Origin of the sequence: Deinococcus indicus, assembly GCF_002198095.1 — a bacterium.
GTDB classification, from domain to species: domain Bacteria; phylum Deinococcota; class Deinococci; order Deinococcales; family Deinococcaceae; genus Deinococcus; species Deinococcus caeni.
On sequence record NZ_NHMK01000003.1, the window covers coordinates 51,077 to 76,472 of the forward strand.

At 70.8% G+C, this 25,396-nt stretch carries 44 protein-coding genes and 2 tRNA genes; 1 reads left to right on the top strand and 45 read right to left on the bottom strand.

Features of this window, described 5'->3' with window-relative positions:
• Positions 1-57: 57 nt before the first annotated feature.
• A complete protein-coding gene (locus CBQ26_RS00555; RefSeq protein WP_143341886.1) occupies positions 58-387 on the top strand; it encodes a DUF6232 family protein in 330 nt (109 codons plus the stop codon).
• A 2-nt stretch (positions 388-389) separates the two neighbouring features.
• On the opposite strand, the gene CBQ26_RS21665 is transcribed toward CBQ26_RS00555, so the two are convergent.
• From CBQ26_RS21665 to CBQ26_RS21155, 45 genes are all read right to left on the bottom strand, one after another.
• Positions 390-566 carry a hypothetical protein gene (locus CBQ26_RS21665; protein WP_172417854.1) on the bottom strand — a complete coding sequence of 59 codons (177 nt, stop codon included), beginning with the start codon at positions 564-566 and terminating at the stop codon, positions 390-392.
• Positions 563-1,066 (bottom strand): hypothetical protein, encoded by a 504-nt coding sequence (locus CBQ26_RS00560; RefSeq protein WP_088246676.1) that lies wholly within the window; start codon positions 1,064-1,066, stop codon positions 563-565. The genes CBQ26_RS21665 and CBQ26_RS00560 overlap by 4 nt, the downstream gene beginning before the upstream one ends.
• A 159-nt stretch (positions 1,067-1,225) precedes the next feature.
• Positions 1,226-1,411, bottom strand: a complete 186-nt coding sequence (locus CBQ26_RS21140) for a hypothetical protein (RefSeq protein ID WP_143341887.1) — start codon at positions 1,409-1,411, stop codon at positions 1,226-1,228.
• A 76-nt stretch (positions 1,412-1,487) separates the two neighbouring features.
• Positions 1,488-2,459 (bottom strand): hypothetical protein, encoded by a 972-nt coding sequence (locus CBQ26_RS00570; protein ID WP_088246678.1) that lies wholly within the window; start codon positions 2,457-2,459, stop codon positions 1,488-1,490.
• Positions 2,456-2,722: a hypothetical protein gene (locus tag CBQ26_RS00575; protein WP_088246679.1), complete on the bottom strand. Its 267-nt coding sequence runs from the start codon at positions 2,720-2,722 to the stop codon at positions 2,456-2,458. Before CBQ26_RS00575 ends, CBQ26_RS00570 begins: the two co-directional genes overlap by 4 nt.
• A complete protein-coding gene (locus tag CBQ26_RS00580; RefSeq protein WP_088246680.1) occupies positions 2,719-3,174 on the bottom strand; it encodes a hypothetical protein in 456 nt (151 codons plus the stop codon). Before CBQ26_RS00580 ends, CBQ26_RS00575 begins: the two co-directional genes overlap by 4 nt.
• The gene (locus tag CBQ26_RS00585) at positions 3,171-3,647 is read right to left on the bottom strand and encodes a hypothetical protein (RefSeq protein WP_143341888.1); all 477 of its coding nucleotides are present in this window, start codon (positions 3,645-3,647) and stop codon (positions 3,171-3,173) included. The genes CBQ26_RS00580 and CBQ26_RS00585 overlap by 4 nt, the downstream gene beginning before the upstream one ends.
• The gene (locus CBQ26_RS00590; RefSeq protein WP_088246682.1) at positions 3,644-4,345 is read right to left on the bottom strand and encodes a hypothetical protein; all 702 of its coding nucleotides are present in this window, start codon (positions 4,343-4,345) and stop codon (positions 3,644-3,646) included. The genes CBQ26_RS00585 and CBQ26_RS00590 overlap by 4 nt, the downstream gene beginning before the upstream one ends.
• Positions 4,342-4,782, bottom strand: coding sequence for a hypothetical protein (locus CBQ26_RS00595; RefSeq protein ID WP_088246683.1), 441 nt, complete (start codon positions 4,780-4,782; stop codon positions 4,342-4,344). The genes CBQ26_RS00590 and CBQ26_RS00595 overlap by 4 nt, the downstream gene beginning before the upstream one ends.
• Before the next feature lie 3 nt (positions 4,783-4,785).
• Positions 4,786-5,280 carry a hypothetical protein gene (locus tag CBQ26_RS00600; RefSeq protein WP_088246684.1) on the bottom strand — a complete coding sequence of 165 codons (495 nt, stop codon included), beginning with the start codon at positions 5,278-5,280 and terminating at the stop codon, positions 4,786-4,788.
• Between the two features lie 50 nt (positions 5,281-5,330).
• Positions 5,331-6,431 (bottom strand): phage major capsid protein, encoded by a 1,101-nt coding sequence (locus CBQ26_RS00605; protein WP_088246685.1) that lies wholly within the window; start codon positions 6,429-6,431, stop codon positions 5,331-5,333.
• Positions 6,432-6,512: 81 nt separating this feature from the next.
• Positions 6,513-6,860: a hypothetical protein gene (locus CBQ26_RS00610; RefSeq protein WP_088246686.1), complete on the bottom strand. Its 348-nt coding sequence runs from the start codon at positions 6,858-6,860 to the stop codon at positions 6,513-6,515.
• Between the two features lie 44 nt (positions 6,861-6,904).
• Positions 6,905-8,347 carry a S49 family peptidase gene (locus tag CBQ26_RS00615; RefSeq protein WP_143341889.1) on the bottom strand — a complete coding sequence of 481 codons (1,443 nt, stop codon included), beginning with the start codon at positions 8,345-8,347 and terminating at the stop codon, positions 6,905-6,907.
• Positions 8,348-8,349: 2 nt separating this feature from the next.
• Complete coding sequence (locus CBQ26_RS00620) at positions 8,350-9,681, bottom strand: hypothetical protein (RefSeq protein ID WP_088246688.1); 1,332 nt, start codon at positions 9,679-9,681, stop codon at positions 8,350-8,352.
• Between the two features lie 217 nt (positions 9,682-9,898).
• On the bottom strand, positions 9,899-11,656 hold the full coding sequence (locus CBQ26_RS00625) for a hypothetical protein (protein WP_143341890.1): 1,758 nt from the start codon (positions 11,654-11,656) through the stop codon (positions 9,899-9,901).
• The gene (locus tag CBQ26_RS21670) at positions 11,550-12,113 is read right to left on the bottom strand and encodes a hypothetical protein (RefSeq protein WP_088246690.1); all 564 of its coding nucleotides are present in this window, start codon (positions 12,111-12,113) and stop codon (positions 11,550-11,552) included. Before CBQ26_RS21670 ends, CBQ26_RS00625 begins: the two co-directional genes overlap by 107 nt.
• 551 nt (positions 12,114-12,664) lie before the next feature.
• Positions 12,665-12,741: transfer RNA gene (locus CBQ26_RS00635), tRNA-Leu, on the bottom strand.
• Between the two features lie 59 nt (positions 12,742-12,800).
• Positions 12,801-12,894 (bottom strand) — tRNA-OTHER (locus tag CBQ26_RS21675).
• Between the two features lie 258 nt (positions 12,895-13,152).
• Entirely contained in the window at positions 13,153-13,461 is a 309-nt protein-coding gene (locus tag CBQ26_RS21150; RefSeq protein WP_143341892.1) for a DnaJ-like cysteine-rich domain-containing protein, read from the bottom strand.
• Between the two features lie 16 nt (positions 13,462-13,477).
• Positions 13,478-13,861 (bottom strand): hypothetical protein, encoded by a 384-nt coding sequence (locus tag CBQ26_RS00640; RefSeq protein ID WP_088246691.1) that lies wholly within the window; start codon positions 13,859-13,861, stop codon positions 13,478-13,480.
• Positions 13,862-13,996: 135 nt separating this feature from the next.
• Positions 13,997-15,169, bottom strand: a complete 1,173-nt coding sequence (locus CBQ26_RS00645; protein ID WP_088246692.1) for a hypothetical protein — start codon at positions 15,167-15,169, stop codon at positions 13,997-13,999.
• On the bottom strand, positions 15,166-15,867 hold the full coding sequence (locus tag CBQ26_RS00650) for a metallophosphoesterase (RefSeq protein WP_172417855.1): 702 nt from the start codon (positions 15,865-15,867) through the stop codon (positions 15,166-15,168). Before CBQ26_RS00650 ends, CBQ26_RS00645 begins: the two co-directional genes overlap by 4 nt.
• Positions 15,860-16,303: a hypothetical protein gene (locus CBQ26_RS00655; RefSeq protein ID WP_143341893.1), complete on the bottom strand. Its 444-nt coding sequence runs from the start codon at positions 16,301-16,303 to the stop codon at positions 15,860-15,862. Before CBQ26_RS00655 ends, CBQ26_RS00650 begins: the two co-directional genes overlap by 8 nt.
• On the bottom strand, positions 16,300-16,725 hold the full coding sequence (locus CBQ26_RS00660; RefSeq protein WP_143341894.1) for a hypothetical protein: 426 nt from the start codon (positions 16,723-16,725) through the stop codon (positions 16,300-16,302). The genes CBQ26_RS00655 and CBQ26_RS00660 overlap by 4 nt, the downstream gene beginning before the upstream one ends.
• Positions 16,726-16,804: 79 nt before the next feature.
• Positions 16,805-17,152, bottom strand: a complete 348-nt coding sequence (locus CBQ26_RS00665) for a hypothetical protein (protein WP_143341895.1) — start codon at positions 17,150-17,152, stop codon at positions 16,805-16,807.
• Positions 17,149-17,373, bottom strand: coding sequence for an FmdB family zinc ribbon protein (locus tag CBQ26_RS00670; RefSeq protein ID WP_088246697.1), 225 nt, complete (start codon positions 17,371-17,373; stop codon positions 17,149-17,151). The genes CBQ26_RS00665 and CBQ26_RS00670 overlap by 4 nt, the downstream gene beginning before the upstream one ends.
• Positions 17,370-17,705: a hypothetical protein gene (locus tag CBQ26_RS00675; protein WP_088246698.1), complete on the bottom strand. Its 336-nt coding sequence runs from the start codon at positions 17,703-17,705 to the stop codon at positions 17,370-17,372. The genes CBQ26_RS00670 and CBQ26_RS00675 overlap by 4 nt, the downstream gene beginning before the upstream one ends.
• Positions 17,702-17,974 carry a hypothetical protein gene (locus CBQ26_RS00680; RefSeq protein ID WP_088246699.1) on the bottom strand — a complete coding sequence of 91 codons (273 nt, stop codon included), beginning with the start codon at positions 17,972-17,974 and terminating at the stop codon, positions 17,702-17,704. The genes CBQ26_RS00675 and CBQ26_RS00680 overlap by 4 nt, the downstream gene beginning before the upstream one ends.
• A gap of 3 nt (positions 17,975-17,977) precedes the next feature.
• Positions 17,978-18,256: a hypothetical protein gene (locus tag CBQ26_RS00685; RefSeq protein WP_088246700.1), complete on the bottom strand. Its 279-nt coding sequence runs from the start codon at positions 18,254-18,256 to the stop codon at positions 17,978-17,980.
• Positions 18,253-18,468 (bottom strand): hypothetical protein, encoded by a 216-nt coding sequence (locus tag CBQ26_RS00690; protein ID WP_088246701.1) that lies wholly within the window; start codon positions 18,466-18,468, stop codon positions 18,253-18,255. Before CBQ26_RS00690 ends, CBQ26_RS00685 begins: the two co-directional genes overlap by 4 nt.
• Positions 18,465-18,764, bottom strand: a complete 300-nt coding sequence (locus CBQ26_RS00695) for a helix-turn-helix domain-containing protein (RefSeq protein ID WP_172417856.1) — start codon at positions 18,762-18,764, stop codon at positions 18,465-18,467. Before CBQ26_RS00695 ends, CBQ26_RS00690 begins: the two co-directional genes overlap by 4 nt.
• Positions 18,761-18,970 carry a hypothetical protein gene (locus CBQ26_RS00700; RefSeq protein ID WP_088246703.1) on the bottom strand — a complete coding sequence of 70 codons (210 nt, stop codon included), beginning with the start codon at positions 18,968-18,970 and terminating at the stop codon, positions 18,761-18,763. The genes CBQ26_RS00695 and CBQ26_RS00700 overlap by 4 nt, the downstream gene beginning before the upstream one ends.
• Positions 18,967-19,284, bottom strand: a complete 318-nt coding sequence (locus CBQ26_RS00705) for a hypothetical protein (RefSeq protein ID WP_088246704.1) — start codon at positions 19,282-19,284, stop codon at positions 18,967-18,969. Before CBQ26_RS00705 ends, CBQ26_RS00700 begins: the two co-directional genes overlap by 4 nt.
• A complete protein-coding gene (locus tag CBQ26_RS00710; RefSeq protein WP_088246705.1) occupies positions 19,281-19,706 on the bottom strand; it encodes a VRR-NUC domain-containing protein in 426 nt (141 codons plus the stop codon). Before CBQ26_RS00710 ends, CBQ26_RS00705 begins: the two co-directional genes overlap by 4 nt.
• 1 nt (position 19,707) lies before the next feature.
• A complete protein-coding gene (locus tag CBQ26_RS00715) occupies positions 19,708-20,286 on the bottom strand; it encodes a hypothetical protein (protein WP_088246706.1) in 579 nt (192 codons plus the stop codon).
• Positions 20,283-20,567, bottom strand: coding sequence for a hypothetical protein (locus tag CBQ26_RS00720; protein WP_088246707.1), 285 nt, complete (start codon positions 20,565-20,567; stop codon positions 20,283-20,285). The genes CBQ26_RS00715 and CBQ26_RS00720 overlap by 4 nt, the downstream gene beginning before the upstream one ends.
• Positions 20,564-20,836, bottom strand: a complete 273-nt coding sequence (locus CBQ26_RS00725; RefSeq protein WP_088246708.1) for a hypothetical protein — start codon at positions 20,834-20,836, stop codon at positions 20,564-20,566. Before CBQ26_RS00725 ends, CBQ26_RS00720 begins: the two co-directional genes overlap by 4 nt.
• On the bottom strand, positions 20,833-21,117 hold the full coding sequence (locus CBQ26_RS00730; RefSeq protein ID WP_088246709.1) for a hypothetical protein: 285 nt from the start codon (positions 21,115-21,117) through the stop codon (positions 20,833-20,835). The genes CBQ26_RS00725 and CBQ26_RS00730 overlap by 4 nt, the downstream gene beginning before the upstream one ends.
• Entirely contained in the window at positions 21,114-21,383 is a 270-nt protein-coding gene (locus CBQ26_RS00735; RefSeq protein ID WP_088246710.1) for a hypothetical protein, read from the bottom strand. Before CBQ26_RS00735 ends, CBQ26_RS00730 begins: the two co-directional genes overlap by 4 nt.
• Positions 21,380-21,820, bottom strand: coding sequence for a hypothetical protein (locus CBQ26_RS00740; protein WP_088246711.1), 441 nt, complete (start codon positions 21,818-21,820; stop codon positions 21,380-21,382). Before CBQ26_RS00740 ends, CBQ26_RS00735 begins: the two co-directional genes overlap by 4 nt.
• A 109-nt stretch (positions 21,821-21,929) precedes the next feature.
• Positions 21,930-22,337: a hypothetical protein gene (locus CBQ26_RS00745; protein WP_088246712.1), complete on the bottom strand. Its 408-nt coding sequence runs from the start codon at positions 22,335-22,337 to the stop codon at positions 21,930-21,932.
• Positions 22,334-22,741, bottom strand: coding sequence for a hypothetical protein (locus CBQ26_RS00750; protein WP_088246713.1), 408 nt, complete (start codon positions 22,739-22,741; stop codon positions 22,334-22,336). The genes CBQ26_RS00745 and CBQ26_RS00750 overlap by 4 nt, the downstream gene beginning before the upstream one ends.
• 80 nt (positions 22,742-22,821) lie before the next feature.
• A complete protein-coding gene (locus CBQ26_RS00755; RefSeq protein WP_088246714.1) occupies positions 22,822-23,379 on the bottom strand; it encodes a hypothetical protein in 558 nt (185 codons plus the stop codon).
• Complete coding sequence (locus CBQ26_RS00760) at positions 23,376-23,585, bottom strand: hypothetical protein (RefSeq protein ID WP_088246715.1); 210 nt, start codon at positions 23,583-23,585, stop codon at positions 23,376-23,378. The genes CBQ26_RS00755 and CBQ26_RS00760 overlap by 4 nt, the downstream gene beginning before the upstream one ends.
• Positions 23,585-25,210 (bottom strand): hypothetical protein, encoded by a 1,626-nt coding sequence (locus tag CBQ26_RS21155; RefSeq protein ID WP_143341897.1) that lies wholly within the window; start codon positions 25,208-25,210, stop codon positions 23,585-23,587. The genes CBQ26_RS00760 and CBQ26_RS21155 overlap by 1 nt, the downstream gene beginning before the upstream one ends.
• Positions 25,211-25,396 lie beyond the last annotated feature (186 nt).

Here is a 25,396-nt window from a genome sequence, read left to right on the forward strand (position 1 = left end):
GGGGCGGCGTCCGTGTTAGAAGGGGGCGTGGAAACGACGTTCTATGAGGGTCCGGGGGTGACGGTCACGCAAACGCGGTTCGTGTCGGGCCGGGAGACGTACGCGATTGCGGGGATCACGTCCGTGTCGGTGGCGCGTGAGCCGACGCTATGGACGGGTCCGGCGCTGCTGATCATCGCGGGGCTGGCCGCGTGGGCGTCGAGTTCGTGGATGATCGGCGTGCCGGCCGTGATGGTCGGGGTGCTGTGGGGCCTGTTGCAGCCGCGTGACTGGGTGGTCAGCATCCGGACTGCGTCGGGTGAGGTGAAGGCCCTGACGGATCGGAGTGAGAAGCGCGTGCAGGCCGTGGTGGACGCTATCAGCCGGGCGATTGTCGCGCGGGGGTAGCGTCAGCTTTTGGGTTTGTTGCTGAGGTCCCAGGCTTCGCGGTAGGCGCTGCGGCCCTGCGCGAACGTCCACACGGCTGCCTGCCACGCGAGTTCATCGACGTAGCAGTGCGCGACCTGCAGGGCGGGGCTGCCGTACCCGCCGCCCATGCCGCCGCTGCTCATGGCGTGGAGGGTCATGGCGGCACGGAGTTCCCGCTGGGTGAGTCCGGCGATTCAGGTACCTCCCGGCCCCACGTGACCAGTTCGCGGGCCAGGGCGGTCCGGTACGGTCCGAGGATGGTCCCGGCGTCCTCGAAGGTGGGGCTGAGCATGCCGAGGTCGAGGAGGGCTTCCTCGACGGCGATTTCCAGGGCGACGGTGTGGGCGCGCCATTCGCCGTCGTCGGGCAGGGTGTCGTCGAAGGGCGCGGGGTCGCCGGGTTTGTGACTGGCCGCTTCGGCGGCAGCCAGGGCTTTCTGCGCCTCGGCGTTGAACCAGTTCGCGTACGCGTAGTACCCGTCGCGGCCCAGCGCGGCGTACAGCAGGTTCGCGCGAATGTCGCGGGCCGGCACGCGGGCCAGGAGGAACGCGAGGGCGCCGGGCGTGCCGGGCGGGACGCTGCGGGCGGTGTCGCCGTCGGCGAGCAGGTGGACGGTGCGGGTGTTCTGTGCCCGGAGGGCGGCGAGGGTTTCGTTCATGGGCCTGCCTGTGTGTGGTCGGTGACGGCCCGCGATGGCGTCACCGGTGAGCAGGACGCGCGCCCCATGGTCGGCGGGCAGCGCGCGCCCTGTCGCGGGCGGAAGGTCAGGGTCTTATGGCTCCGCTGGGCAGTCCAGCCGCGCCCTCCTCGAGGAGGTTCATGCAGGAAGGCCTCGTTCCGGAGGGCGCATGAGGTCGGCCAGGACTCGCCGGAGGCCCGCTTCCGGGTGCGGGTCGCCCAGCTGGTGCAGGGCGTCCAGCAGCAGGTCGGCCGAGATGCAGGCAGCGTGGGCGTCGGCGGCGCGGCGCTCCAGTTCGGCAGCGATGACATGGGGTGAAATCATGACTCTCCTGTTGGGTGGTAACCCCGCGCACGAAAAGGGGCAGCGCGCGCCCTGTCGCGGGCGGGGGGGGTCAGGGTCAGGTGTCTTTGGTCTTGATGCTGAACGGGCTGACGCCGGGCGTCTGGTTGCGGGCGCGGAGCGTGGCGGTCGTGCGGACCCGGCCGGGGCTGACGGGCACTTCGCGGGCGCTGACCTGCACCTGGGCGGTGATCTCGATCAGTTTGGTGGTGCCGACGGCGAGTTTCCAGACGAGGGTGGTGAAGGCCTTGCTCTTGCCGAGCGCGAGGATGGCTTCGACGGGCCGGGCGAAGCTCATGCCGAATTCCGCGCCGATGGGCTGCTCGCTGGGCGCGAAGCCGCTGACGAACTCGCCGTTGGCGGGCAGGGGTTCGACGGGGTTGTACAGGCGGGCGGTGCTGGTGCTGTCGGGGACGTAGGAGATGCCGCCGATGGTGACGGTGTGTTCCAGTCGGCCCAGGCCGCCGCTGTAGCCGGGGATGACGGGCACGATGGGCGCGAAGGGCGCGATGGGCGCACCTTCGGGGTGCCGGACGCCCTTGGCTGCGTGGAAGGAGTACTGGGCGGTGACGTACTCGGTGCGCTGCTCAGGGACGGTCAGGAGCATCTCGTGCAGCTGGCCGTCGGTGATCTGCACGTGGCCGGCGCCGGGGACGTACCACTGACCGCTGAACGCGGTGAGCGGGAAGTACTCGGCCCACTGGGTGCTGTCGACGGGCGTGATGACGCCCTGCGCGTCCGGCGTGCCGAACATGGCCTTCATGGCCAGGATGACGTCGGCGGCGGTCGCTTCGGTGGTGACGCTGCGGCCCTGGTAGTCGCTGCCGGCGTACTCGGCGGGGTTCTCGAACGCGTTGCCCCGGAAAGCCTGGCTCATGCGTTCCAGGTCGTCGGGCAGGAAGCCGCTGCCGCCCGTTTCGCGCAGGAAGTGGGTGGGGGGGACGTACACGCCGGGTTCGGTCTGGAGGGCCATGCCGAAGTGGCCGCGGCGGCCCTGGTTGCGGATGGCGGTGTTGGCGGTGAAGGTCATGCGGTCTCCTCGGCGGGCGCGGTGGCCTCGTCTTCAACGGGCGCAGTGGCTTTGGCGGTCGTCCGTTCGAAGTGCCCGGTTTTCAGGATGGCCTGGGCGTGGGCGGCGCTGTCGGGCGCAATGACGATGCCAGGGGCCACCTGCACGGGCGGGTAGCCTTTCAGGGGGACGACGCCGGTGGTCTGACTGGTGTAAGCGAGGTTCTCGCCGCGCGGCTCCGGGGTTTTCTGGGCGGCTGCCGGTTCGGGCTTGGTCTTGGTCATGGGGTCTCCGTGATGGTCAGGTCGACCTCGAGGGTGAAGTCGAACGCGAGGGTCAGGACGGGCGGGAGGCCCGCTTCGACCGGGACGGGGTTCAGGAACCAGTTGCTGGGCGCGCCGCCCAGACCCCGGAATGCGGGGTTGCCCTGCACGTCGGGGAGGCGGTCGAAGCTGGTCAGCGCGCGGAACACGGCCGCCTCGTCCTTGAACGTTTTGCTCTGGTCGGTTTCGGCGGCGTAGTGCACGGCGATGTAGCCCTGGTACGCGCGGGGCACGAGCAGGCCGCCGCTGCCCCAGCCGCCGCCGGGGCTGTCCTGGCCGGCCGTGATCACGAACTCGGACGTCCCGCCCCTGAGTTCCTTGCTGGCGAGCGGGCGGGGCGTCAGGCCGGGCAGGTTCGCCTGGGTCCTGACGTGCTGGTACAGCAGGCGGAACAGTGGGGCGGGGTCGATCACGGGGTCTCCAGTGCGAAGTTCACGAACGCGGGGATCAGGTTGGTGGCCTGCAGGGCGGCGTCGCGGACCATGTGACGGGGCCGCAGTCGCACCTGTCGGACCCGCACCCAGTTCCCGGTGGCCTCCGCGCCGTCCCAGGGGTTCCGGAGTCGGAAGGTCAGCCACTTGCCACGCCGGGGCCGGATGGCTCCGCCGGGCAGTCCGGCTGTACCTTCCTCGAGGAGGTTCATGCCGGGGCCGGTGGCGCTGATGCTGCTGCCGGCGCTGGTGTGGGTGGCGGTGACGCTCTGGCGGGCCGCGCCGGTGCGGGCGGTGAGGTAGCGGGTCATGGGGCCGCCGCCGACGTACTCGCGCAGTCGCTCGGCGGCCGCGTCGGCCCAGCGGGCGTTGACCTCGGCCGTGACGCGGTCGGGCAGTTGCTGTTCCACGTCACGGATCAGGGCGCGCAGGTCCCCCTGGATGTTCAGGGTCACTGGTTCCACCACGGGTCGATGGCGGGGGGCGTGACGGGCACGCCGGGGTCGGGGGTGGGGTCGTTGCCGGGCGTGGGGGCGCGCGCGCCGGTGCGTCCGCGCCAGCTGAGGCCGAGGGTGTCGCCGAGCGTGTCCCGCTGGATGGGCGGCACGACCTCGTACTCGTCGCCGTCCGTGGTGCTGATGACGGTGCCGGGGTCGAGGGTCACGCCGGGCGGCAGGTGCGCGCGGTGGCTGTCGTCCACGCTGGCGGCCAGGTCGTTGCCGGACTGCGCGCCGCCGGGGAGCGTGGCGGTCGCCTGGACGCGCAGGCGGACGCTCTGGCCTGCGGCGGTCGCCTGAACCGGGTAGGCGCGGGCGTCCACGAGTCGGCAGACGCCGACGCTCCGGCCGGTGTACTGGCTTTCGTCGCTCCATACGCCAAACACCAGCTGCCCGCCCTGATGGGGGACGCTGGTGCCGGGAGTGGGTTCGCTCTGCCCTGGCGCGAGACGAAGAAGGCGCAGACTGGCGGGCATCGGGTCCGTCTGGAGTTTCAGGAGACCGCGTCCGCCGTTGCCCCGGTTCGGGTCCCTCACGCCGAACTGCCGGGTGATCCCGTCCGACCAGACGGCGCGCAGCGGGTAGCGCAGGGCGTTCAGGTCCGCATCCGAGTCCACGGACGCCACGGCGGCCTGCACGTCGTCCAGGAGGCTCATCGCGCCGCTCCGGGGAACAGCGGCCGGCGCGGAGCGGACGGGAAGGCCAGCAGCAGGAATTTCTCAGCGAGTCCCGCCCAGTGCGTGGAGGTGAGGGTGAGCGTTTCGTCTTTCGACGCGGCCGCGCGGTACTTCACTTCCAGCTCGTCCGGGATCTTGATGGACTCGATGACTTTCGCGGGTCCGCTCGTCGCCACATGATGCAGGGTGATCCCGCTGTCCGTTCCGGCCCGGAGTTCCAGGGCCTTGGCGGCGATGGCGGTACGTGCCGCCAGTCGCTGGGGCGTGTCGAGGGCCGTGTCGCTGACGTTGCGTTCCGCGAGGCGCTGTGCGACCCATAGGGCGGCGAGGGTGAGGTGTCCTTCGGTCACGTCCGTCACGTCCGCTGGCGCGTCGGGGATGAGCTGGGGCACCTCGGCGGGCGTGACGGTGATCACGGGTCAGTCCTGCGCTTCGACGAGGGTGCCGTCGCGCAGGCCGCGCGCGAGGGCGGGCGTCCAGTGGGCGGTGACGGGGTCCGCGCCGATCACGCGGCTGCCCTGCGCCTGGTCGGGGTCGGTGAACGTGCCGCCGTACGCGGCGATGGTGTCGTTCACGCGGACCGTGAAGGTCGGCGCGTCCGGTGCGGGCTCGGCGCTGCCTGTGCTGGCGCTGCCGCCCTGCAGTTCGGCCAGGGCAGCGCGCGCGGCGTCCGCGTCCGGTTCGTCCAGCAGCGCCTGGAGTTGCTCGCTGGTCAGGGTGGCGTCCGTGAGTTCGACATCCAGCGCGTCCTGCACCTGCGTGGTGAGGATTTCGCGCTTGACGCCTTCGGGGTCCGTTTCGACGCGGTCCGCCCAGCCCTGCAGGACGTCCGCTTTCGGGTTGGTGGCCTCGGTGTTGATGGTGACGCCGAGTTTCTCGCCGAGCAGTCCGGCGTTCTCTTTCCTGGTGGCCATGGGTGATCTCCTGCGCCGGGCCTGCTGGGGTCAGCGGCCCGGCGTGACGCTTACTGGAGGGTGAGGGTGGTGGCGGCGCCGGTGTCGGGCTTGCTGAAGCCGAGCATCTCGGTGATCTGCACGGCCTGCAGGTCGCGGCGGATGATGTCCTCGTACCGGACGAGGTCGAAGCGGGGGTCGTAGTGCATGGTCAGCGCGGCGGCCGGGTCGATGGCGAGCAGCTGGTCGGTGCCGGTCAGGACGCTGCGCTGGGGCGGCAGCTTGGGGCGCATGCCGAACAGGGTGGGGAACGTGCCGGTGTCGCGGAAGTCGGCGGCGGCGGCGGTGCTGCCCGTGCCGGTCACGACGTCCATGCTCAGCGCCTGCCCGAGCGCGGCGGTCGCGCCGGTCAGGATGGTGGGTTCCGCGCCGTACTCCTCGGCTTTCATCAGCAGCGCGACGAAGTCGGCGGCGGTCAGGGTCGCGCCGGCGGCGTTGACGTTCGGGGCGGCGTTGTTGTTGCCGTCGCCGTTCTTGAGGATGTCGAGCGCCTTGCGGATCTTGTTCCGGTCGGCCTGACGGCGGACCTTCAGCAGCCAGCGGTCGAAGGTGCTGAGGCTGGCGTTCAGGATCGCCTCGAGGCTGGCTTCCAGGCGCCCGCCGCACTTGAACAGGCGGACGACGGCGTCACCCTGCGTGATGGTCAGCACGGGGTACTCGGCGCCTTCGGCGACGCGGGCCAGGTCGGCGTTCTCGTCGTCCTGGAAGCTGAGCAGCTGGGTGTTGACGACGCTGGCCTCGACGGGCTGGGTGTCGGTGACGACGTCGGCGAGCGTCAGGCCGTTGCGGCTGTCACGGCCGACTTCGCGGTAGCGTTCCTCGATGTACAGGGGGAACAGGATGCGGTTGTCTTCCTGGCGGAAGAACGCGTCGTTGACGGTCGCGGCGGCGTGACGGCCGCGGGGTTCGAGGCCCGCGCCGCGCACCATGACCTGCTTCCACGCGGCGACGCTCGCGCCGGTGCTGTCGCGGGTGGCGGGGTCGTACAGGCTGCTGTCGATCTCGCCGTTGTCCGCGAGGTGCTGGATCTGCTGCGCGAACGTGCGGCGCTCGGCGTGCGCGTCGGCTTTCAGGGCGAGGGTGAGGTCGTTGATCTTCTTGATTTTCGGCATGGGCTGGCCCTCCTGCGGGCGTCATGGGAGCGCCCACCCCTGCTGCAGGGTGGGCGCGGTTCGTGGTGCCGGGGGCGGGGGTTACAGCTTGATGTTGGCGAGGCCGTTCTGGGCGATGTTCACGAGCACGCGGGTGCCGCCCGCGCCGACCTTGGCTTTCCCGGCGCCGTCCACGACGAGCGTCTGGTAGCCGAGGGGGAGGGTGCCGACCGTGGCGATGTCGGTGAAGCCGGCACCTTCGAGGGCGACGGCGCCGACGCCGTCGGCTTCCTTGGTGAGGACCTTGCCGAGCAGGGGGTTGCCGTCCGCACCGCGTCCGGCGGTGGCGGCGCCGGTGTGGGCGACGGCGTCACCGACGACGGTGCCGGCGGCGAGGTTCATGGTGGGGAAGTGGTTCTGGCCGTTGAAGACGAGTTCTCCGAGTTTCATGGTGTTCCTCCAGGGGAAGCGGGATGGGGCGGTGAGCGGGGGGCTTAGAAGTTGAAGGCGGTCGGGGGAACGGCGGGCGCGGCGGGTTTGGTGTCGTCGGCCTGGGGGGGCGCGCCGGCGTCGGGTTTGCTCTGGCGTCCGGCGGGGTACAGGGCGGATTTCTGGGCGGTGAGGTCGTCGATCATGCCGGGCAGGTCGGCCGTGTCAGCCTTGCTGGCGAGGCGCGCGGCGCGTTCGATGGCGGCGGTAGCGTCGGCGCCGTAGACGCTGGTGGCGAGCGCTTCGACTTTCTCGATGAGGCTGGCGCGGTAGGCGGCGCCGTCGGCGGCCTGGGCGCGCAGCTGGGTGAGGCGGTCGGCGGTGAGGTCGTTCACTTCGACGCCGAGGGCGGCGGCAGTGAGTTCCCGCTGGGCCTGGATGCCCGCTTCGTACGCGCCGCTTTCGAGGGTGGCGGTGAGGGTCTGCGCGTCGGTCTGGGCGGCGTCGGTGGTGGTGTCGAGGGTGTGAGTCTTGCCGGTGCGGTCTTTGACGGTGATGAGCACGGTGTCCTCCTGGTGCGGGTCTTCCGCGCTGGCGCTGCGGCCGAGGCGGAGGGTGGGGGCGGGTTGGGGCGTGGCGGCCTGGAGGTGTTCGGTGATGATGTCGTTGAGCGTGCCGACCCGGTCGGCGAGGCCGGCGGTGACGGCTCCGTCTCCGAACCAGACGTCCCCGGTCGCCCAGGTGCTGGCCTTCGCGACGCTGACGTTGCGTCCGGCGGCGACGGCCTGCACGAACAGGTCGTGCACGGTGGCCATTTCCGCCTGCCACTGCGCGAGCACCGTGCCGTCCATGGCTTCGGCGGGCTGCCCGAGCGCTTTGCGTTCCGTGCTGCGGACGTACGTGACCTTCAGGCCTTCCCCTTCGAGGGCGGCGGTCTGGTCGGTGTGCGTGCCGATCACGCCGATACTGCCGACCTCGCCGGCGGGCGTGACGATGAACTCGGTGGCCTGCGCGCCGATCCAGTACGCGGCGCTGCACGCCATGGTGTTGGCGATGGCGGTGACGGTCTTGGCCTGCGCGGCTTCCGCGACGGCCTGCGCGGCCACGTCGATGCCGGACACGGCGCCGCCGCCACTGTCGATGTCGATGATGATGCTCGTCACGGCCGGGTCCTGCGCGGCCGCGCGGACGCGGTCGGCGAAGGTGTGCGGGTCGACGGCGCCGCACATCCAGACCATCATGCTGCCGCGCGGGAAGATCGTGCCGTGCAGGGGGATGATGGCGACGCTGGGCGTGGCGTCCTGCGCGTCCTGCGTGGCGGCGGCGCGGCCCTCGCGCGCGGCCCTGAGTTCACGGAGGGTGTCTTCGCTGGGGCCGTGCCCGGCGAGGTACGCGCTGAAGCCCGTGACGATGTCCTGCAGCTGGTCGCCTTTGATGGCCCAGCGGCCGTTGGCGATCAGGGCGGTGACGCCGCTGAGGTGGGTGGGACTGCGGGTCTTGGTGGTCATGGTCACTCCTGGGGGGTGGGGGCGTGCACGTACCGTCGTTCGCGGGGGTGGTACGCGTACCGGGCGGTGATCTGGGCGTCCGGGTCGCTGGTGGGGGCGGGCGGTGGGGGTGCGGGGGTGCCTGCGCTGTCGTCCCAGGTGTCCGCCCAGGCGGGGGCGTGCTGGTCCTCGTCGTCGCTGAAGTCCAGGTCGTCCGCGAACCGGCGGGCGTACGCCTTGCCGGCGATGGCCTTGCCGATCTGGTGGGCTTCCATGCGGGTCTTGTACGCTTCGGCTTCTGCCTGCTTGAACGCACTTTCGGCCTGCTGGAAGCGCACGTACGCCACGGCGCGAATGCCGCGCAGGCGCAGGTGCAGGTTCAGCCCGAACTCCAGTTGCCGCGCGATGACGGCCTGGATGTTCGTGGCGCGCGCCTCGATCATCGGGTAGACGATCTTCGCGAGTGCCTCGGTGGTGCTGTCCATGTGCCCGCGCAGGAATCCGACGGTGCTCAGGCCGCTCCAGACGCGGCGGTTGTTCTCCCCGACGATGTCCTGCAGGCCGGTGAGGCTGTGGCTGATGTTGTTGATCGTGAACTTCGTGCCTTCCGGTCCGACGAACAGGCCCTCGTCCGCGAGGCCGAGGATCATGTCGGCCGCCTGGTTGGTGTACTCGGCTTTCAGTTCCGCGTACCGGGGGTCTTGAGCGTCCGTCAGGCCGAGTTCCTGCGGACTGGGCAGGGGCAGTTCGACGCCGACGAGCGCGATCTTGCGCATCAGGTCGATCACGCGGTCCACGTTGTCGATCAGGCGGGTCTTGCGGTCCAGGCTCCGCAGGGCGCTGAGGAACATCGGAATGCCGTGCGGGTCGCCGCCCATCGTGAGGAGCGGCGCGTACAGGTACGTGGCCGGGTCCAGTTCGATGGGGTTGATGGCGACGCCCACCTGGTGGTACGTGCGCGCTCCGGTGGTGGGGTCGTACCCGACGGCGATGCGTTCGGCGGGCACGACGACCGCGCCGATCACGCCGCTGCGGGTGTCGTCGGTGGGCCACTCGACGCTGCTGGCGGGACTGGCGAGCAGTTCGAGGATCTGGTTGTTGATCAGGCCGTCCAGTCCGCCTCCCTCGGGGAAGATGGTGGTGGCCCAGGTGTCCAGTTCCGCGCGGGCGGCCTTGACGGCCTTGCGACTGCCGGTGAATTCGATGGTGTGGCCGGGGTTGACGATGGCGAGGTAGTCGCTGGCGGCGCCGCTGACGTCCTCGTCGCTCTGCAGGAGCATCCGCAGGACGCCGGTGAGGCGGGTGCGGGTGTCGCCGGGGTACCCGAGGTACGCGCCGGCGATCCGGTCGAGCATCGCGCCGGGGTTCTCGGCGCTGCGTTGCGTGCCGAGTTGCCGTCCGCTGCTGCGGAGGCTGCGGGTGAGGTTCGCGATGCCCCAGGAGGCGCGGCCCGTGACGGCCTGCCGGGCGTGGGGGCTGGCGCGGGCGCGGCGGCGCGGGAGGAGGTCCTGGACGGGGGTGTTCAGGGTCCGCCAGGCGCGGGTCAGGGAGTCTCGAATGCCGATGGTGGGTTCACCTCCTCTGCTTCAGTCGGTTCATGAAGGCGGACTGGACGTTCACGACGTCCTGGCCCGTCACGGTGGATTGCGTGTCGGCGGGTGGGCGGAAGATTTCCTCGGGCGCGGCGGCCAGCGCGGCCCCGTCCCCGTCGTCAGGGCTGCGGGCGGGCTTGATGCGGCTCTTGAACTCGTCCTTCCCTTCGAGCTTCCGAACGATGCGCCGCGCCGCTCCGGCGTTCTTCGCGACGAAGCGTGCGCGCCGTTCGGTGAGGTCCGCCTGCAGGTGCTCGGGCGGGTTGGGGACACTGAGGATCAGGAGCTGGTCGTTGGTGGTGCCGTACAGCTCCGTCGCGCGGTCGTAGTAGCGCTCCGGGTCATGCGGGGTGTGGTTGAACTGCACCTCGTGGAAGACCAGGACGCACCCGGCGACCTGCGCGGCTTCCATCAGTTCCGCGTCGGCTTTGGTGATGTCGATCTTGCCGCTGCCATACCCGCCGGTGCCGTCCACGCGGAAACTGACGCGCTGCGCCCCGGCGCGGATGGCTTTCAGTGCGGCGAGTTTCATCTGGTGCGCGTACTGGAAGTCGTCCGCCTGGCGAAGTTCCGCCTCGCGGGTCAGGACCTGTCCCTGATTCAGCCACACGTTCCCGGCGTCTGGGCCAAAGCGGGCGCAGTCCACGCCGATCTGCGCGACCGTCATATCCCGCACGGCCGGAATCGGCCGCTGCGCGGCCGCCTCGAAGCGCGCCGTGCTGATCAGGGCGTCCCCGGCGTTCGTTGCGGGCGGCACGCCAAGCGCACGGAACTGGAAGTCCGCGCTCGGCGCGAAGATCGTTCCGGCGGGGTAGGAGATTTCCTCCCCGTCCGCGAACACTTCCCACTCCACCTCAAACGTCAGGCGGTCCGGGTCGTGTTCCGAAACGACGTCGCAGTGCTTGAAGATCATGCCGTTCAACCACGCACGGCTCGTGCCGCCCGGCACCACGTCCACGCCCTCGACGACGTTCGGGAAGTCCAGCAGGCTGAACAGGTAGTTCTGCACGCCGGGCTGCTTCCCGAGCTTGTGGAAGGCGCTGGTGCGGGTCTGCGGGTTGGCGATCAGGAGCCAGATCATCACGACGCCGCCGGTCATCATGGCGTTGATCGCCTCGAACTGGTACGCCGGAACGCCTTCCGCTTCGTCCACCACGAAGAACATGTACTTCGCGTGTTGACCCTGCGCGCGCGCCGTGCCCTGGCCGCCCGCGTCGCTGGTGGTCCGGCCGATCGCCCAGTGATTCTCGGCTTTCACCATGCGCGGCGTTTCCGGCAGGACGCGTCCCGGCAGGCCCCGGCCTTTGCGCTGGCTCTTGATGTCCTTCCAGAGCAGCAGTTCCACCTGGTCCTTCGTGGGGGCCGTGGTGATCGTGATGCCCGGCGTGAACACGTCGAAGAACCAGTTCACCAGTCCGGCGGCAATGTACGTCTTCCCGACGCCGTGGGCGCTGTCCACCCGGAAGATCTTCGGAGCGTACTCGTCCCCGGCCAGCTGGCGGCGCACGCTCTCGCCGATGTCCTGCACGAGTTCGTACTGCCCGCGCTTCCCATTCCGGCCTTTCCAGGGGCGGATGCTCAGGATGTCCTGCAGGTACCCGAGGGGGTTCGTCTGGTACTGCGTGAACCGCTCAGCCTGCTTCCGCGCCTGCTTCAGCGCGGCGGCTGGCGAGTTCTGCGAGGCTGATCGTTCCCCACCGGCTTTCCACGGCGGTGAGGAGAGCGCTCCGAATGTCATCGTTCTCAATCACCTCCATCGCCGCGTCCGTCAGGTGACCGCCCATCACGGCCCACAGGCGCGTGATCGTGTCCATGCTGAACGTGCTCTCCTGCTGACCCTTCCGGATCCGGTCCACCATCGCCCCGACTTCCTTGATCAGCCGGGCCGCGTCCGTGATGTCCGCCATGCGCAGCGGCTTACTCGGCAGGTACGTCATCGGGTCCGGCATGCGCTCCAGCAACTCCGCGCTGAGGTCATCCTCCCGCTCCAACGCGTCCGCCCGGACTGTCCGCCACCACTCATTCCAGTCCGACTGGAACGCCTTCTCGAAACTCAGGTTCCAGCGGGTCAGCATCCGGTCCTGCTCCTCGAACCGGTTGATGTAATCCAGCATCAACGCCCGCAGCAGCTGCGCCTCCGGCAGGAGGTTCAGCGGGTCCGGATCCGACTCGAACTGCTCCAGCAGCTCCCGCACACGCGGACGCTCCACCGACGAGTACCGACCCGTCGGCGCTGGCGTCCGCCCCCCATGCAAGTAGCAGCGGCCCGAGCCTGGATGATCCGTCCGGAAACCCGCCGGATGCCGACACGGCTCCCCACGGTGCTTCCCATGCGCCCCGCACGTCAGGCCCGGCTCCCGCTTCTTCCGACCGGAGCGCGCAGGTTCTGTATGAGGTTCCTGCCCGGACGGATTCTGTATGAGGTTCCCGCCGTTCGTGACCTGCGGTTTGCTGCGGGTCTTGGCGAGGTACTCGGCGGTTCGTTTCTGGCTGGGGGGGTCGTTCTTGGGTTGGGCAGTGCCCGGCTTGTGCGGTGGGGTCTTGGTGGTTGGGGTGGGTTTCTTGGTGTTGTTCTTGGTGGCCTGTGCTTGGGCCTTCGCGGGTTTCTTCTTGGGTGTGGGCATCAGGTCACCTCCTGGGGTGGCGTGCGCGGGGTGGGCCGCACTGACGTCAGTGCGGTGGGGTCCATGGGATTTCCCATGGACGTAGTGGGCGATATGGGGATCCCCATATCGTGATTGGTGCGTGGTCCCTCTCGCAGGGTTCGAACCTGCACTGGGCCGGGTTTGAGCCGGCTGCCTCTGCCGGTTGGGCTAGGGAGGGAGGCTGGGCACGGCGGGTACCGTGCCTGGATCGACTGCCTGCGCGTGGCAGGAGTCTCGTGGGGGGAAGGGCAGGACTTGAACCTGCACGCCCTTGCGGGCAAGCGAGCGCCGTGAGGCTGCCAGCCAACTCTGCCAGTTCGTTCACCTTCCCAGGTGTCGGGGCGCTCGCCCCTACCGGATGCGCTACGCGGGCTCCGGTCAGCCTTGACAGCTACCCAGGCGCGACGCTGGGCAGTCAGAACACAGGGGACACGCGGGTCCTCTGGCAGTGGGGCCGAGGGGTGCGCCCTCGATGTGGCGCGATCCTTTCCTCGGCACGCAGCGTCCCAGCCGGTCGCCGCTGCGGGTCGTCTATCGCCGTGCGTCTTACGGGCACGGGTGCTGGCGCGAACCATTCCAGCGGGCGGGGTCAGTTGAGGTTGGTGCGTTCGCTGGGCCGTCCCTGGGTGTTTGGGCGGCGCTGGTCGCGGGGTGGTGGGGCGGGGTCTGCGCCGTTCCTGTAGGGGGCGTACGCCTGGAGGACGGCGGGCAGGAGGGAGGCGGCTGGGAGCAGGGAGGTCATGCCGCGCCCGTGACAGGCGGGGCAACGGGTGGCGTGGACGGCGGTTCCGCAGCGGTCGGGGTGGCCGTTGCTGTGGATGGTGGTGCGCCAGCCGGTGCCGCTGCAGGGAGTGCAGGTCTGGTACTGACGTCCGACTCGGCAGTTCAGTTTGTCCATCGGGCGCCTCCTGTCGTCAGGCGTGGTCTTTGATCCAGGGGTGATCCCGGCGGTACTGGTACTGCGCTTTGAGGGCGCGGGCGTACTCGTCGGGGAGCCGGTTGAGGTGTGCCTGGCCCTGCTGGAGGCGGGTGAGGGTCCAGGTTTTGAGGTGGGTGGTCCAGGCTTGTGGGCTGTAGAGGGTGGTGACGGTGGCCCAGGGGTCGCGGTGGTCGTTGCGGTGTCGGTGGGCGTGTTCGGCCTGCAGGTACTCGCGGTGTTCCTGGGGGAGGTGGTGGGCGTCTGCCTGGGCGGCGTTGAGGTTGGCGTCCGTCCAGGTCCGAATCTGGTTGTAGAACGCGTCGGGGGTGAGGTGGCGCGCCTGTTCATGCCAGGGGCGCTTTGGGTTCCTTCGGGGCATGGGCGCTCCTGGCATGGAAAAGCCCCCGCGTTTGGGTGCGGGGGCTTGGGTGTGTCCGGGTTGTGGTAGACGACGCCTACGGTACGAAGAGTGTGGGGGAATTTTTCCGTTTTGTCAAGCCGGTTTGTCGGCGGGTCAGGTGGCGGGGGTGAGGGTGACGCGCAGGGCTTCGAGCGCGGCGATGAGGTTCGGGTAGCGGCTTTCGAGGGCGGGGGGGAGGCGGAGGCCGTCACGGTCGGTGACGGGCGTCCAGATGAGGTGCTCGTGCCGGGGGCGGGGGCCGGGGCCTTCGCCCCCGAGGCGGGCGTGGGTGTCGAGGATCCAGCGGGCGAGGGAGTGCCAGCCGCGTCCGACGGTGATGCCGCTCTGCCGTTCTAGGTGGGCGGCGTCGTGCGGTTCGACGAGGAGCGCGAGGCCGTCGTCACTCCAGCGGAGGTCGAGGTGGAAGTGGAAGGGGACGGTCTGGGCGAGGTCGGGGTCGTTGTGGTCGGGGAGGTGCGCGGTCCAGGTGGTGCCGTCCTGCCAGGGTGCGGATCGGCGGCTATCGCGGTGGGCGCGGCGGATGCGGGCGTGCACGGCCTGGTACTGCGTTTCGGCGTCGCAGGCGAGTTGCGCGTGGTGCCGGGCGAGCGTGTCGGGGCCGCTGAGAAGGTAGCGGGCGGCGAGGAGCGCGTGGCTGTGCCGGTCGCGGTTGGTGTCGAGGAGGAGGGCGGTGTCCTCGTCGGCGGTGGTGCCGAGGTGGCTATCGCCGGTGCGGCGGGGGCGGCCGAGGAACGCGGCGGCAATGGCGTTGTGTTCCTGTCTTTGCTCGTGGAGGATCTGCACCGGGTCGATGGTCAGGGTGGGGTGGATGGCGTGGGCGCTGCCGGGCGCGGGCCTGGGGGCGGTGCGGAGCTGGGCGGCACGCAGGGGGCGCTGGAGGGCTTCCTGCCGGGCGGTGTCGAGCAGGAGGGTGGCGAGGTACTCGTGGTGGTGGCGGGCGGCGCTGCTGCTGCGGATCATGCGCCGGGCGTGCTGCTGGGCCTGCTGCCGGGTGACTTCCAGTTCGGCGCGGGCGGCCTGGTACCGGGCGTCGTAGGCCTTGCGGTCGTCGTCCTCTTCGGGGAGGCCGGCGAGGTCGTGCAGGGTCTCGTGGAGGTCCTGGGCCTGGGCGGCCTGCTGGTGGAGTTCGTGCGCGTACTGCAGGAGGCTGCGGTACCCGGTGCGGATGCGTTGCTCGCCGATGATCAGGGCGGCCGCTTCCGGGTGGATGGGCGCGGCGGCCGGGGCCTGGGCTGGGGCTGGCGTGGGGGGCGCGGCGGCGGTCATGGGGTGACCTGCGTGTGGTGCGGGGCGGGCAGCTGGATGGTGGTGGGCGTCCAGGTAGCCGTATCGAGCGCGGTGAGCTCTCCGGAGAACACGGCGCCGGTGTCGATGAACCACGCGACGGTCCCGTCGTTGAGTTGGAGGGGCACGGGGCCGTACCGCATGACGGTGTGCCCATGGACGCTGTGCGTCACGCCGGGGGGAAGGGGATGGAAGGGCGTCTCACCGTCCGGGCGACCCCAGAGGTGGTCGTCGCTGTCCGAGTCGGTGGGGTGGGGTCGCATGGCGTGGGCGTACAGGGTGCTCCCGATGGTGGTGTGCGGGAGGAGGTGCTCGTCCATCCACTGCGCGTCGGCAAGCAGGGCGGCGTGATCGCCGTCGTAGCTGTCCGTGGTGGTGTCGCCGCCGTTCATTTCCCAGATGGCGTGGCCGTGCCCGTGGAGGGTGGCGTTGATGAGCATCTGGTCGTGGTTGCCGCGCAGGGCCGTGGCGCGGCCGGATTCGACCAGTTCCCGGACGCGGGCGATCACCTGGGCGCTGTCCGGGCCACGGTCGACGTAATCGCCGAGCAGGACGATGTGCCGGCCCGTGAAGGCGGCGAGCGCAGCGTCGAGGAGGTCCAGGCGGCCGTGAATGTCGCCGATGGCGACGGGGGGGAGCGTGGCGGGGTCGGGGTGAAGGTGGGGGGCAGGGTCAGCCACGGGTGGTCTCCTTATAGTGCTTCAGGGCGCGCATGGCGGTCTCGTGACTGACGTCGAGGATGAGCATGGCGTCCCTGGGCGTGTGGACGTGCCCGGTGAGGGCGGTCAGGACCTCGTAGGCTTCCGGGCCGGGCAGGGACCGGAGGGCCTGGGCGGTGGCGAGGGCGACGCCGGCGGGGAGTTCGCCGGGCAGGGCGGCGCGCAGGCGGGTGCCGGTCGCGGCGCGCAGGTCGCTGCTCATGACGCTGGCCGCGATGGGGGCGGGGAGAGCGTCCAGGCCGGGCCAGGTCGCGCCGGGCAGCAGGGTGAGGTGATGCCGTCCTTCCACCACGACGAGGCCGGTCAGGACGTGGAAGGGCGTGTCGACCGTGACGGGCAGGGTGCCGTCGATAGGCGGGAGTTCAGGCAGCCAGACGTTACTGCGGGGGATCATCATGGGTGGGGGCGTCCTTCGAGGTGAGCGGTGATGGGACTGAGAGCCGCGACGGACAGGAGATGCTGGCCGGGGCGGATGCACAGGAGCTGGCCTTTCCAGGCGACGGGCGTGCCGGGCCGCAGGCCGGGCAGGAGGGCCTTCGCGGCGTACGTCTCGCCGGACAGGGTGAGTTCATACCGCTGGAGGGTGGTGGGGGAATCCAGGTGGGGGCGCGGCGCGTGCCGGCGAACGATTCGCTGCCCCTCGAGCGCAGCGAGGGTACCGCAGGTCTGCGCGAGCGTCAGGTGGTACGTGCTGGCGATCAGGGGCGGGTACGTCACGCCGGTCGCCAGGGCGTGCAGGACCCGCAGTTCCGGCGGGACGCGGCGCAGGGCGCGGCGGGCACGCCAGCGGGCGAGCAGGGCGGTCAGGGGTGCAGGCATGGTCATCTCCGGCGGGTGGCGGGACTGCGGGGTGGGCGGCGGTTCAGGCGGGCCGTGTGGGCGCGCAGGTGGCGGCGGGTCACGCGGACTCCGGCACGGCCGGGCGTCGGCGGGTCTTGCCATGCCAGCGGAGGGCCTCGTCGAGCGCGCGGATCAGGGCGCCGGGCGCGTCGGTGTCCGTGACGCGGCGGACGTACCCGCGCCCCAGGGCCGCCCAGGTGGGGTGCCAGACCGTCGCGTAGTACAGGGGCGCACCGTCCCGGATGCGGCGCGCGAGTTTGTACTCGAAGCCGGCCGTTTCGAGGATGGCCAGCAGTTCCAGAAGGGGCGGCGGTTCGTCGATCAGGAGGTTCGCGGCGGGAGCCTGCGCGGCCGGGTCGGCGCTGATCGCCCGCGCGACCACGTGACAGGACACGTAGCGGCTCATGGACGCTTCCAGGCCCAGCCGGGCACCGCGAACGCCCAGGCGGGCGGGGCGGCAACCGGATCCGGATGGGCGGGAGTGAGCGTGCCGTCCTGGTACGTGCTGGTCGCGCGACACTCCGGGCAGCGGGCGACCTCGCCGTCCTTCGTGCGGCGGCTGACGCTCAGCAGGACGCCGCACGACGGGCAGGGAATCTCCTGCGGGGGGAGGACGGCGGTTGTCATGGCGTGGCCTCTTCCAGGTCCGGGCGGCGGGTCCAGTCGAACCGTTCCAGGTACTCGAGGAGTTTGTCGCTGGCCTTGACGCTCTCGCGGAAGGTGCTGGTGCGGGCGTCGAGGTCGAAGGTCTCGGGCGTCCACGTCCAGGTGCTGACGCTCAGGCCGCCGGCGTGCTGCACCTGGCGCTGCATCGTGACCCTGCACGGCTCCGGGTCGTTCGGATCGACGACCTGCGTGTGGGTGTACACGCGCTGCTCGCGGTGCACCTGCCCGGGCCGCGCGCCGCGCGAGCGGACTTCCAGGTGCAGGGTGGCGTTGACTTCGATGGTGTTCGTCACGGGGTGGCTCCCTTGCGGCGTTCGCGGGCGTCGCGCTTCGCGCGGCGGTAGAGGTTCGTGGCGTGGCGCATGCCGGTCACGGTGGCGTCCGTGACGCGGTTCTCGATCAGGTGCAGGACGCGCGTGCCCAGCTGGATGCGGGGGCGGCCGTGGCGGGTGCTGCGGTCGCCGCGCTGGATGACGAGGTTGATGGCGCGGATGGCGCTGTCGTCGTCGCGTTCCATCCAGCGGGTCCGGGCGGCGCGGATGGCGGCGTCAGTGATGACCACCGCTCACTCCCTGATCGGCGTGCGGCTGCGCGTGCCGGGTCCGTGGATGGTGGTGGCCATGTCGTGCGGGGTGAGGGTCCGGTCGTGCGTCCAGAGGTGCCGGCGTTCCCCGTGCGGGTTCAGGCGGATGGTCAGGGGGATCAGGGCGGGGTTCAGGATCCGGGCGGGGGTGACGTGCACCTGCTGGAGTTGCCGGGCGCGGTCGAGTGCGGCGGGGGTGGGGCCGTACGTGTCGAGTTCCGCGAGCGCCTCGGCCAGCTCGCCGGTGGCCGCGCGGGTCACGCGGGCTCCCGGAGGCCGAGTTCCGGCAGGTAGTGGGGTTCCAGGTCGCTGATCGGCACGTACCCGAGGCGGCTGCGGTAGTCCTGCGCGGCGCGGCGTTGCGCGGACGCCCAGGGCAGCCCGGCGGCGTGGTGCTGACGGATGCGTTTCAGGCGGTGGCGGCGCGCTTCCTGCCGGGTCTTGCGGAGGATGGGGGCGTACGGGTCTTTCATTCGACCACCTCGCGGAGTTCGCGCATGTTCCTCGCCTTGAAGCGCACGCAGAGCGAGTCGATGTGGCTCTTCACGGTGTTCGGGCTCAGGCCGGTGTTCTTCGCGATCTGCTCGCGGTTCTGCCCGGCCCGGACGAGGCCCAGGATCTGCGCCTTGCGGGGTGACAGGCCGTCCGGCGCGGCGCGGCGGGCCAGCAGGACGTGATGCGCCGCCTGCGCCCAGTCCGGCAGGTCACCCAGGCCGGGGCTGCCCTCCTGCACCCACTGCTCGTGCAGGACCTCCGCGCGCCGGTTCACGCGGACTCCCAGTGGCGAGGCTGGAACGGGTGGCTGCGCGGGGTTTTCCAGTCGGGCGCGCGGAAGCGGAAGTCGCTGAAAACCACGCCAGGGGTGATGGCCTTGCCCTGGTCGTAGCGGTCGGCTTCCGGGGGCGAAACGGTGATTTCCCGGCTGGCCTGCCCGGCGATCAGGGCGACCGTGAGGTGTAGGTGGTTGGGTGTCATGCGGCGCGGTCCTCCTGTCGGGCGTGCCTGCGGGCGCGTTTGCGCTCCCAGCGGGCGTGGGGGTGGTGGGCGGTGATGATCAGGTGGGTGTGCGGGCACCAGATCAGGCGGAGCGTGACGCCGCGCCACGGGACGTGCAGGAACAGGCGCGTTCCGTTCGCGGGGTACGTGAGCAGGCGGTCCTGGGCGAGGTCCGCGCGGATCCGGGCGCAGAGGTCCCGGTACGCGGCGCGGGTGAGACGCAGGCCGTAGCGTTCGCGCACCTTTTCAGCGGTGTGGCGGTAGCGGTGGGCGGGGTGGGGGGCTTTCTTCACGCGCGTTCCTCCTGCTCGGCGGCCAGCAGCTCGGCCAGGGTGTACGCGACGACCACGCGGAACCCGGCGGCCCGCAGGCGGGCGTGGCAGGCGAGCTGGTCGTCGCTGGGTTTGTTGCCAGGCTGTTTGAGTTCCGCGAACCACAGGCGCCGCCGGCCGTCCGGGAGGTACAGCACCAGATCCGGCCAGCCGACTGTCATGTAGACGCTCCCACCCCTGCGGCTGCCCTTGTAGGACTCCTGGACGTGCCAGCCGAGTGCGGTGAGTTCCCGCACGGCGGCCACCTGGAACGCCGCTTCGTCCGGGTAACCGTTGTCACGCGGCGGCGCCGGCGCGGGCGGCGGGGAGGGCTGGGCCTCCTCCGGGAACAGGTGTGGGTGCTTCCGGCGGTACTCGCGCAGGAAGGTCTCGTCGAACGGCACGTCAGGTCAGCCCGAGGCGGGCGCGGGCCAGGGGTTGCCGGGCGGCGCCCAGGTCGGTCAGGGCCCACTGCCGGCCAGGGACGCTGACGACCAGGTTGCGCAGTTCGAGCGTGACGAGCAGCTGATGCACGCGGGAGTGATGCACGCAGGAGCAGTGCCGGGGGCCGTGCCGGTCGCCGAAGGCCTGCACGAGGCTCAGAAGGCCCACCGGCAGGCCGGGGGTGAGCAGCAGGAGCGTCTGCGCCTGGCGGATGGTCAGGTCGGACGCGCCGGCGGTCAGGACCTGCCCCCCGGTCGGCGTGAGGGTCCAGGTGGCCCGTCCGTCCTGCGGGCCGCTCCGGTCCGCGTACCCGTGACGCCGGAGGCGGTACGTGGCCGCGTGGAACTGCTGAGGGGTGACGTCCGGCAGGCGGGCGAGGAGGGCCGTGCCGGTCAGGGGGCCGTCGGCGAGGAGGGCCAGGGCGCGCCAGGCGGCGCTGCCGTGGCCGGGGATCCAGGCGGTCAGTGGGTGCCACGGCACGCTGGGCGGGCGGTTGCAGGACTGCCGCCGGAACGGCGCGACCGTTGCCGTCGCGGTCACGTGGGGGCCTCCAGGGTGCCGCGCTGCCGGTGCCAGAGGAGACGCTGTTCCCCCAGGCCGGTCAGGTGGTAGCGGGGGCTGCCGGGGCTGGGCAGGACCTGAATCCAGTGCTCGCGCAGGTAGCGGGCCAGGGCGTGCCGGACGGTCTCGTCGCGGTCCAGGGCAGGCAGCGGGGCGGGCGTGAGGGTGCGGGCGCGCGCCAGGGCGCCGGTGATCCCGCACGGGCTTTCCAGCGCGGCCAGCAGCACCGCTTCGAGCAGCGGCGGGGCGTCCGGCGTCAAGCGGGCACTCCGTCCGGCCAGAGGGGCAGCGTCGGTCCGGGGTCGGGCTGGGTGTGCAGGACCGCCTCGATCAGTCGCCTGTGGGGCGCGTCGGCCAGCCGCCGGATCTCGCTGGTGCTGCCGATCAGCTCCATGCACAGCGGCAGGCGCAGGTGAGGCAGGAGGCGCAGGGCAGCGGGGGCGGCGCGGGCCGGGACGGGCTGCGCCCAGGGGATGCCCCGCAGGGCGCGGCGCACGGCAGGCCAGGGGAGGGGGGCGGGGCCGGTCACTGCAGGTCGTCCTTCTCGTCCTGGTGAACGATCATGCGCGCGGCCCGGTTCGCGTTCTGCACGTGCTCGGGTTTCAGGGCGTCGAAGCCGTGGCGTTGCAGTCCGGCGCGGACGATCTCCAGCGTGGCGTACTCGACGGGGGAGAGGCGCCGGTCGGTGTGGGCGCGGCGGGCGGGTCGGTCGGTTCGCGGGCTGGTGGCCACGTAGGCGCCCAGAAGGGCCAGCAGGATGACGGCGAAGATGGCGTAGCGGATGAGGTCGTGCGTCTGGTCTGGGGTCACTGGGGGCCTCCGAAGGCGGCGAGCAGCTGCTGGTCCTGGGCGGTGCGGGTGGTGCCGGGGCGGCGCAGGTGATCGAGGTGGGCACTGAGCGCGCGGTGCTGGTCGGGCGTGCAGTCGAGGACGCTGACGCGCAGGCCTTCCGGGGTGACGTGGACGGGTAGTTCGCGGCCAGCGCGGCGCCGCAGTTCCCCGGTCATGGCGTCCCGTTCGCTGCTGGTGAGGTCATGCGGGTCGGTCACGGGAATCTGGAGCTGGATCAGGGTCATAGGTCCTCACTGCCGAAACTGGCTTTCAGCACGTCGTTCAGGGCGATGGGCGCAGGCGTGGTGGGCGGGCGGGGCGTGAGGCGCCGCGCGAGGTTCGGGGCGAACGCGACGGGCCGGACGTTCGGGTCGGCGGTCCGGGCGTACCGCAGGTGCTCCTGAAGGTGGAAGGCGCGCTCGCCGGCCTGCCGGGCGCGGTCGGTGGGGTAGCGGGCGTGCGCGGGGTTGTGGAGGCCCGTGATGAAGTACGCCAGGGCGTCCAGGGCGCTCCGGAAGGCGTTGCGGCCCTCGGGGGTCATGTCGGCCCGGTCGACGTGTTCCGCGACCGCCCAGGTCTGCCCCATGTGCAGGCGGCCGCTGAGTTCAGCGGCGCGTTCCAGGGCCAGGAGGTCCGACTCGGTGAGCAGCAGCTGGTAGAGGGGTTCGGGGTGGTCAGGCAAGGGGGTCCTCCGGGGGGAATGGGGGCGCGGGCCGCCTCCTGGGATGGGGGCGGCCCGGTCGCGGGGCGGTGGGTTGTGGGGTCCGCACTGACGTCAGTGCGGTCCGGATTCAGTACGTGGCGCGGCTCTTTGAAAAGGCTTCTCGGCTGCAGCCGAGCAGGCCGCCGGCGATCACCTGGTTCAGGGTGCGGGGCTGGTGTCCGAGTCGGCCGAGGAGATCCATCCGCTCCGCGATGGGGTGCACGGTCAGGGCCTGCGCGGTGATCAGGGCGACCCCAGCGGTGAGGGCGTCGGGGGTGACGGCGTCCGTCCAGGTGCTACCGGGCATGCAGCCGGTCTCTCCGAGTTGGAGGTGGTCGGTGATGGGGCCGGGCAGGGCGGCGTGGCCGGGCCAGGTGCCACCGGCGGGAATGCGGACGCTGATGCGGGAGGACACGCCGTACGCGATGACGATGCCGCTGGTGACGGTGAACGGCTGTTCGAGGGGCGGGCCTGGGGTGTAACGGAAGTAGCTCATGGGATCTCCAGCAGGGTGGGCATGGCGGGGGGTGGTGGCGGCGAGGGGCGCTGGGCGACCTTGCGGCGCAGGTCCTTCAGGGCCTGCTGGTTCTCGCGGGCCCGGCGGGCCTCGTCGAGTCGGTCGCGGGCGCGGGTGGTGGCCTGCTTGTCGGTGCCGGGCCAGCGGTGCCGGGCGGCCCGCAGGCACGCGAGCGCGAAGGCCTGCGCGGCGTGGTGCAGGTCGCGGGTGTCCTCGTCCAGCGCGTCCAGCAGGCGGCGGGCCGTGAAGTCCAGGTCCGGGACGGCATCGAGGATGGGGTAGATCCGGTTGCTGCTGCGGCGCACCTCGGCGGCGTGCGCGATCAACATCCGGAGGGTGGTGGGTGGCCGGTCGTCGGCCACGACGTACAGGTCGTCGAGCACGGAGAACCTCCAACGCGAAGTCCCGCACCGGCGCGGTGGCCAGGGCGGGACTCGAGGGCGGAGCGGAGTGCGGTGTGGGCTCAGTCGGCCGCGGCGGGCGGCTCTGCCGGGGGCGTGGCGCTCACGCGGCGGGTGTAGGCGCGCACGCCCTGCCAGCGTTCCGGGACGGGTGCGTGCACGCTGCGGATCTGCTCGGCGAGCAGGACGCCCGGTCCGACGTTCAGGACCCGGCCGCGTACCGTCACGCTGAACGTGCCCGGATCCAGGCGCAGCACCTCGGTGGAGGCCTGGAGCGTGACCGTGAACGGGTGGGTGTTCGCGACGGCGGGCGCGATCTTCACGCGGATGAGGCCCTCGCTGCTGTCGAGTTTCAGGAGCGTGCCGGTCACGAGGACGTCCGTGCCGTTCGGGCGGCGGGCCGGGCGGATGTTCGCCGGCGGGGCGTACAGGCGGCGCAGCGCGCCGGACGGACTGGTGTCCGGGAACGCGCGGACCGTGACGCGCCGGGGCGTCTCACCGGGCCGCCAGGTCGTGCGGACGTGAAGGCCGTGGATGCGAATGCCGTCCGGGAGTGCGGTGGGCCAGCCGGTCACGGTGACCACGGCCGCGTGCGGGGTGGGGGAGGCGGGGTGGGTCACGTGGGGTCCTCCTGATCGAGCGGGACGGCGGCGGCGCGTTCGAACAGTCCGGTGAGGGTCTGCCTGTTCGGGGCGTTGAGTTCCACCAGGGCGACCGGGCGGTCTGAGGCGGGTTGCAGGCCTGCCGCTTTCAGCTGGTCGCGGGTGGCGAGGCCCTCGGGGATCTCGTCGACGTACTTCGGGATGGACGGGTTGCGGTGCGGCATCAGCTGGCCGCCTGCTGCGCGGTGTGCTTGACGTGGCTGGTGCTGAACTTCGCGATGCTCAGGCGGTCGCCACTGTCGAGGTAGACGGTTGGGCCGTCGATGCGTTCGATGCGGACCAGGGTGCCGCTCGCCTTGTGCCGCCAGATCTTCCCGGCCGCCAGGGCGCCCTCGGCCTCGATGGCCGCATCGACCGGCGCGTCCGCCTGGACCGGGGCGGGGCGGGCACCTTCGTTCTTCACGTCGTACGCGTGACCCAAGGCCAGCTGCGGGGCCTGGGGTCTCTGGCCGGAGAGCATCTCGGCCGTGAAGGCCTTGCCGAGCAGGCGGTCCAGGGCGTAGTACCCGGCGTTCGGCATGCCGCCGGGAATGCGGGCGGCGTCGTGCGACGCGGCCTTCGCGGCGCGGTCCAGTTCGGCGTCCGTCAGGCGGGGCAGCAGGTGGCGGTGCGTGCCGGGCAGGGCCAGCTGCTCGCGCAGGTGCCCGAGGCGCTTGGCACTGCTGGCCTGCATCAGGGCCCGCAGAACCTTCAGACCTTCCGGGTCACGGGCGGGCCGGGCCTGGAGGTCCGCGAGCGGGATGGGTTCCAGGGCCAGGATCGCCCAGCCCTGAGTGCCGGAGTTCTCCACAGGGTTTTCCACAGGGGCCGCCGCGGCCGGCGGAACATCTTCAAGGGATTGGGCTGTGCCTGATTCGCCGCCTTCCACGCCAGACCCGACCAGTTGATCCAAGAGCAGGTCCTCGCCACCTTCGGCGTCCGTGTCTTCAGGCAGACCTTCAGGGGTTCCGCCGTCAGGCGAAAGGTCATCATCATCGCGAACCTCGGGCGCCTCACCCAGGTCAGTGATGATGGATGATTTTTTCTCTGGGGGAGTCTCTGCCGGAGTCTCTGTGGGAATCTCTGCTGGAGTCTCTGTATAAGAAATTATCAAATCGGTAGTTTCGAAATTACCGTTTTGGTAATCCGGTTTTTGCCTTTCGGGTAATTCCGTTATTACCGTTTTGGTAATTTGGTTATTACCCTTTTGATAATAACCAACTTCCCCGCCCCCGGTCCCCCCGGTGGGGTCGGCCGCTCCGGCCTGGACCTCGCCAGCGGCTCCGTCCACCTCGTCGGCCTGCACTTTGCGGCGGTTGCCGGAGGTGGGCTTGCTGCCCTTCTTGCGCACCAGCTCGCGCTTCACTTTCGGCTCCACGCGGCCCGCCTGGCGCTCCTCCAGGGGGGTTTGGAGCATCTGCTGCCACAGCTCCATGAAGCGGTCCTCGTTGATGCTGATGTGGGTGGTGGGGTCCCCCGCGAACTTCCAGACCCGGAACGTCGCGAGGCCGCGCTGCTCCAGCGTCCGGCGTGCACCCATGGCCTCCTTGCTGGTCAGGCGGATCTCGGCCCACCAGTCCCGGTCGGACTTGGCCAGCCAGCGGCGACCCTCGCGCTCGATGCTGAGGCGGGAGTCGTCGTCGCTGCGGTTCTTGCGGGGCAGGCGCCAGTACACCATCTGGCTGAGCATCAGCCCGGCCTTCAGGTCCCCAGCCATGTCGATGTAGATCTTCTTGAGGTCGATGGTGTCGTTCGATTCGCGTTCCCAGATGATGAAATCCCGGAAATCGGCGATGGGGCCTGTGGTCACGGTGTTCTCCTACGCGCGCATCGGGCATGGGTGCCCGTCCGGTCTGTTGACCGGGGACCAGCAGGGCGCGTATCCTGCTGGTAGGCGAAAGTCCTGCCCCACATGCGTGGGGGTAAAAAAAAGGTTGTTCACGGTGATCCCTTCTGCGTACTACGAGCTGGCCGGCTCTCGCGGAGGGGGTTTCCC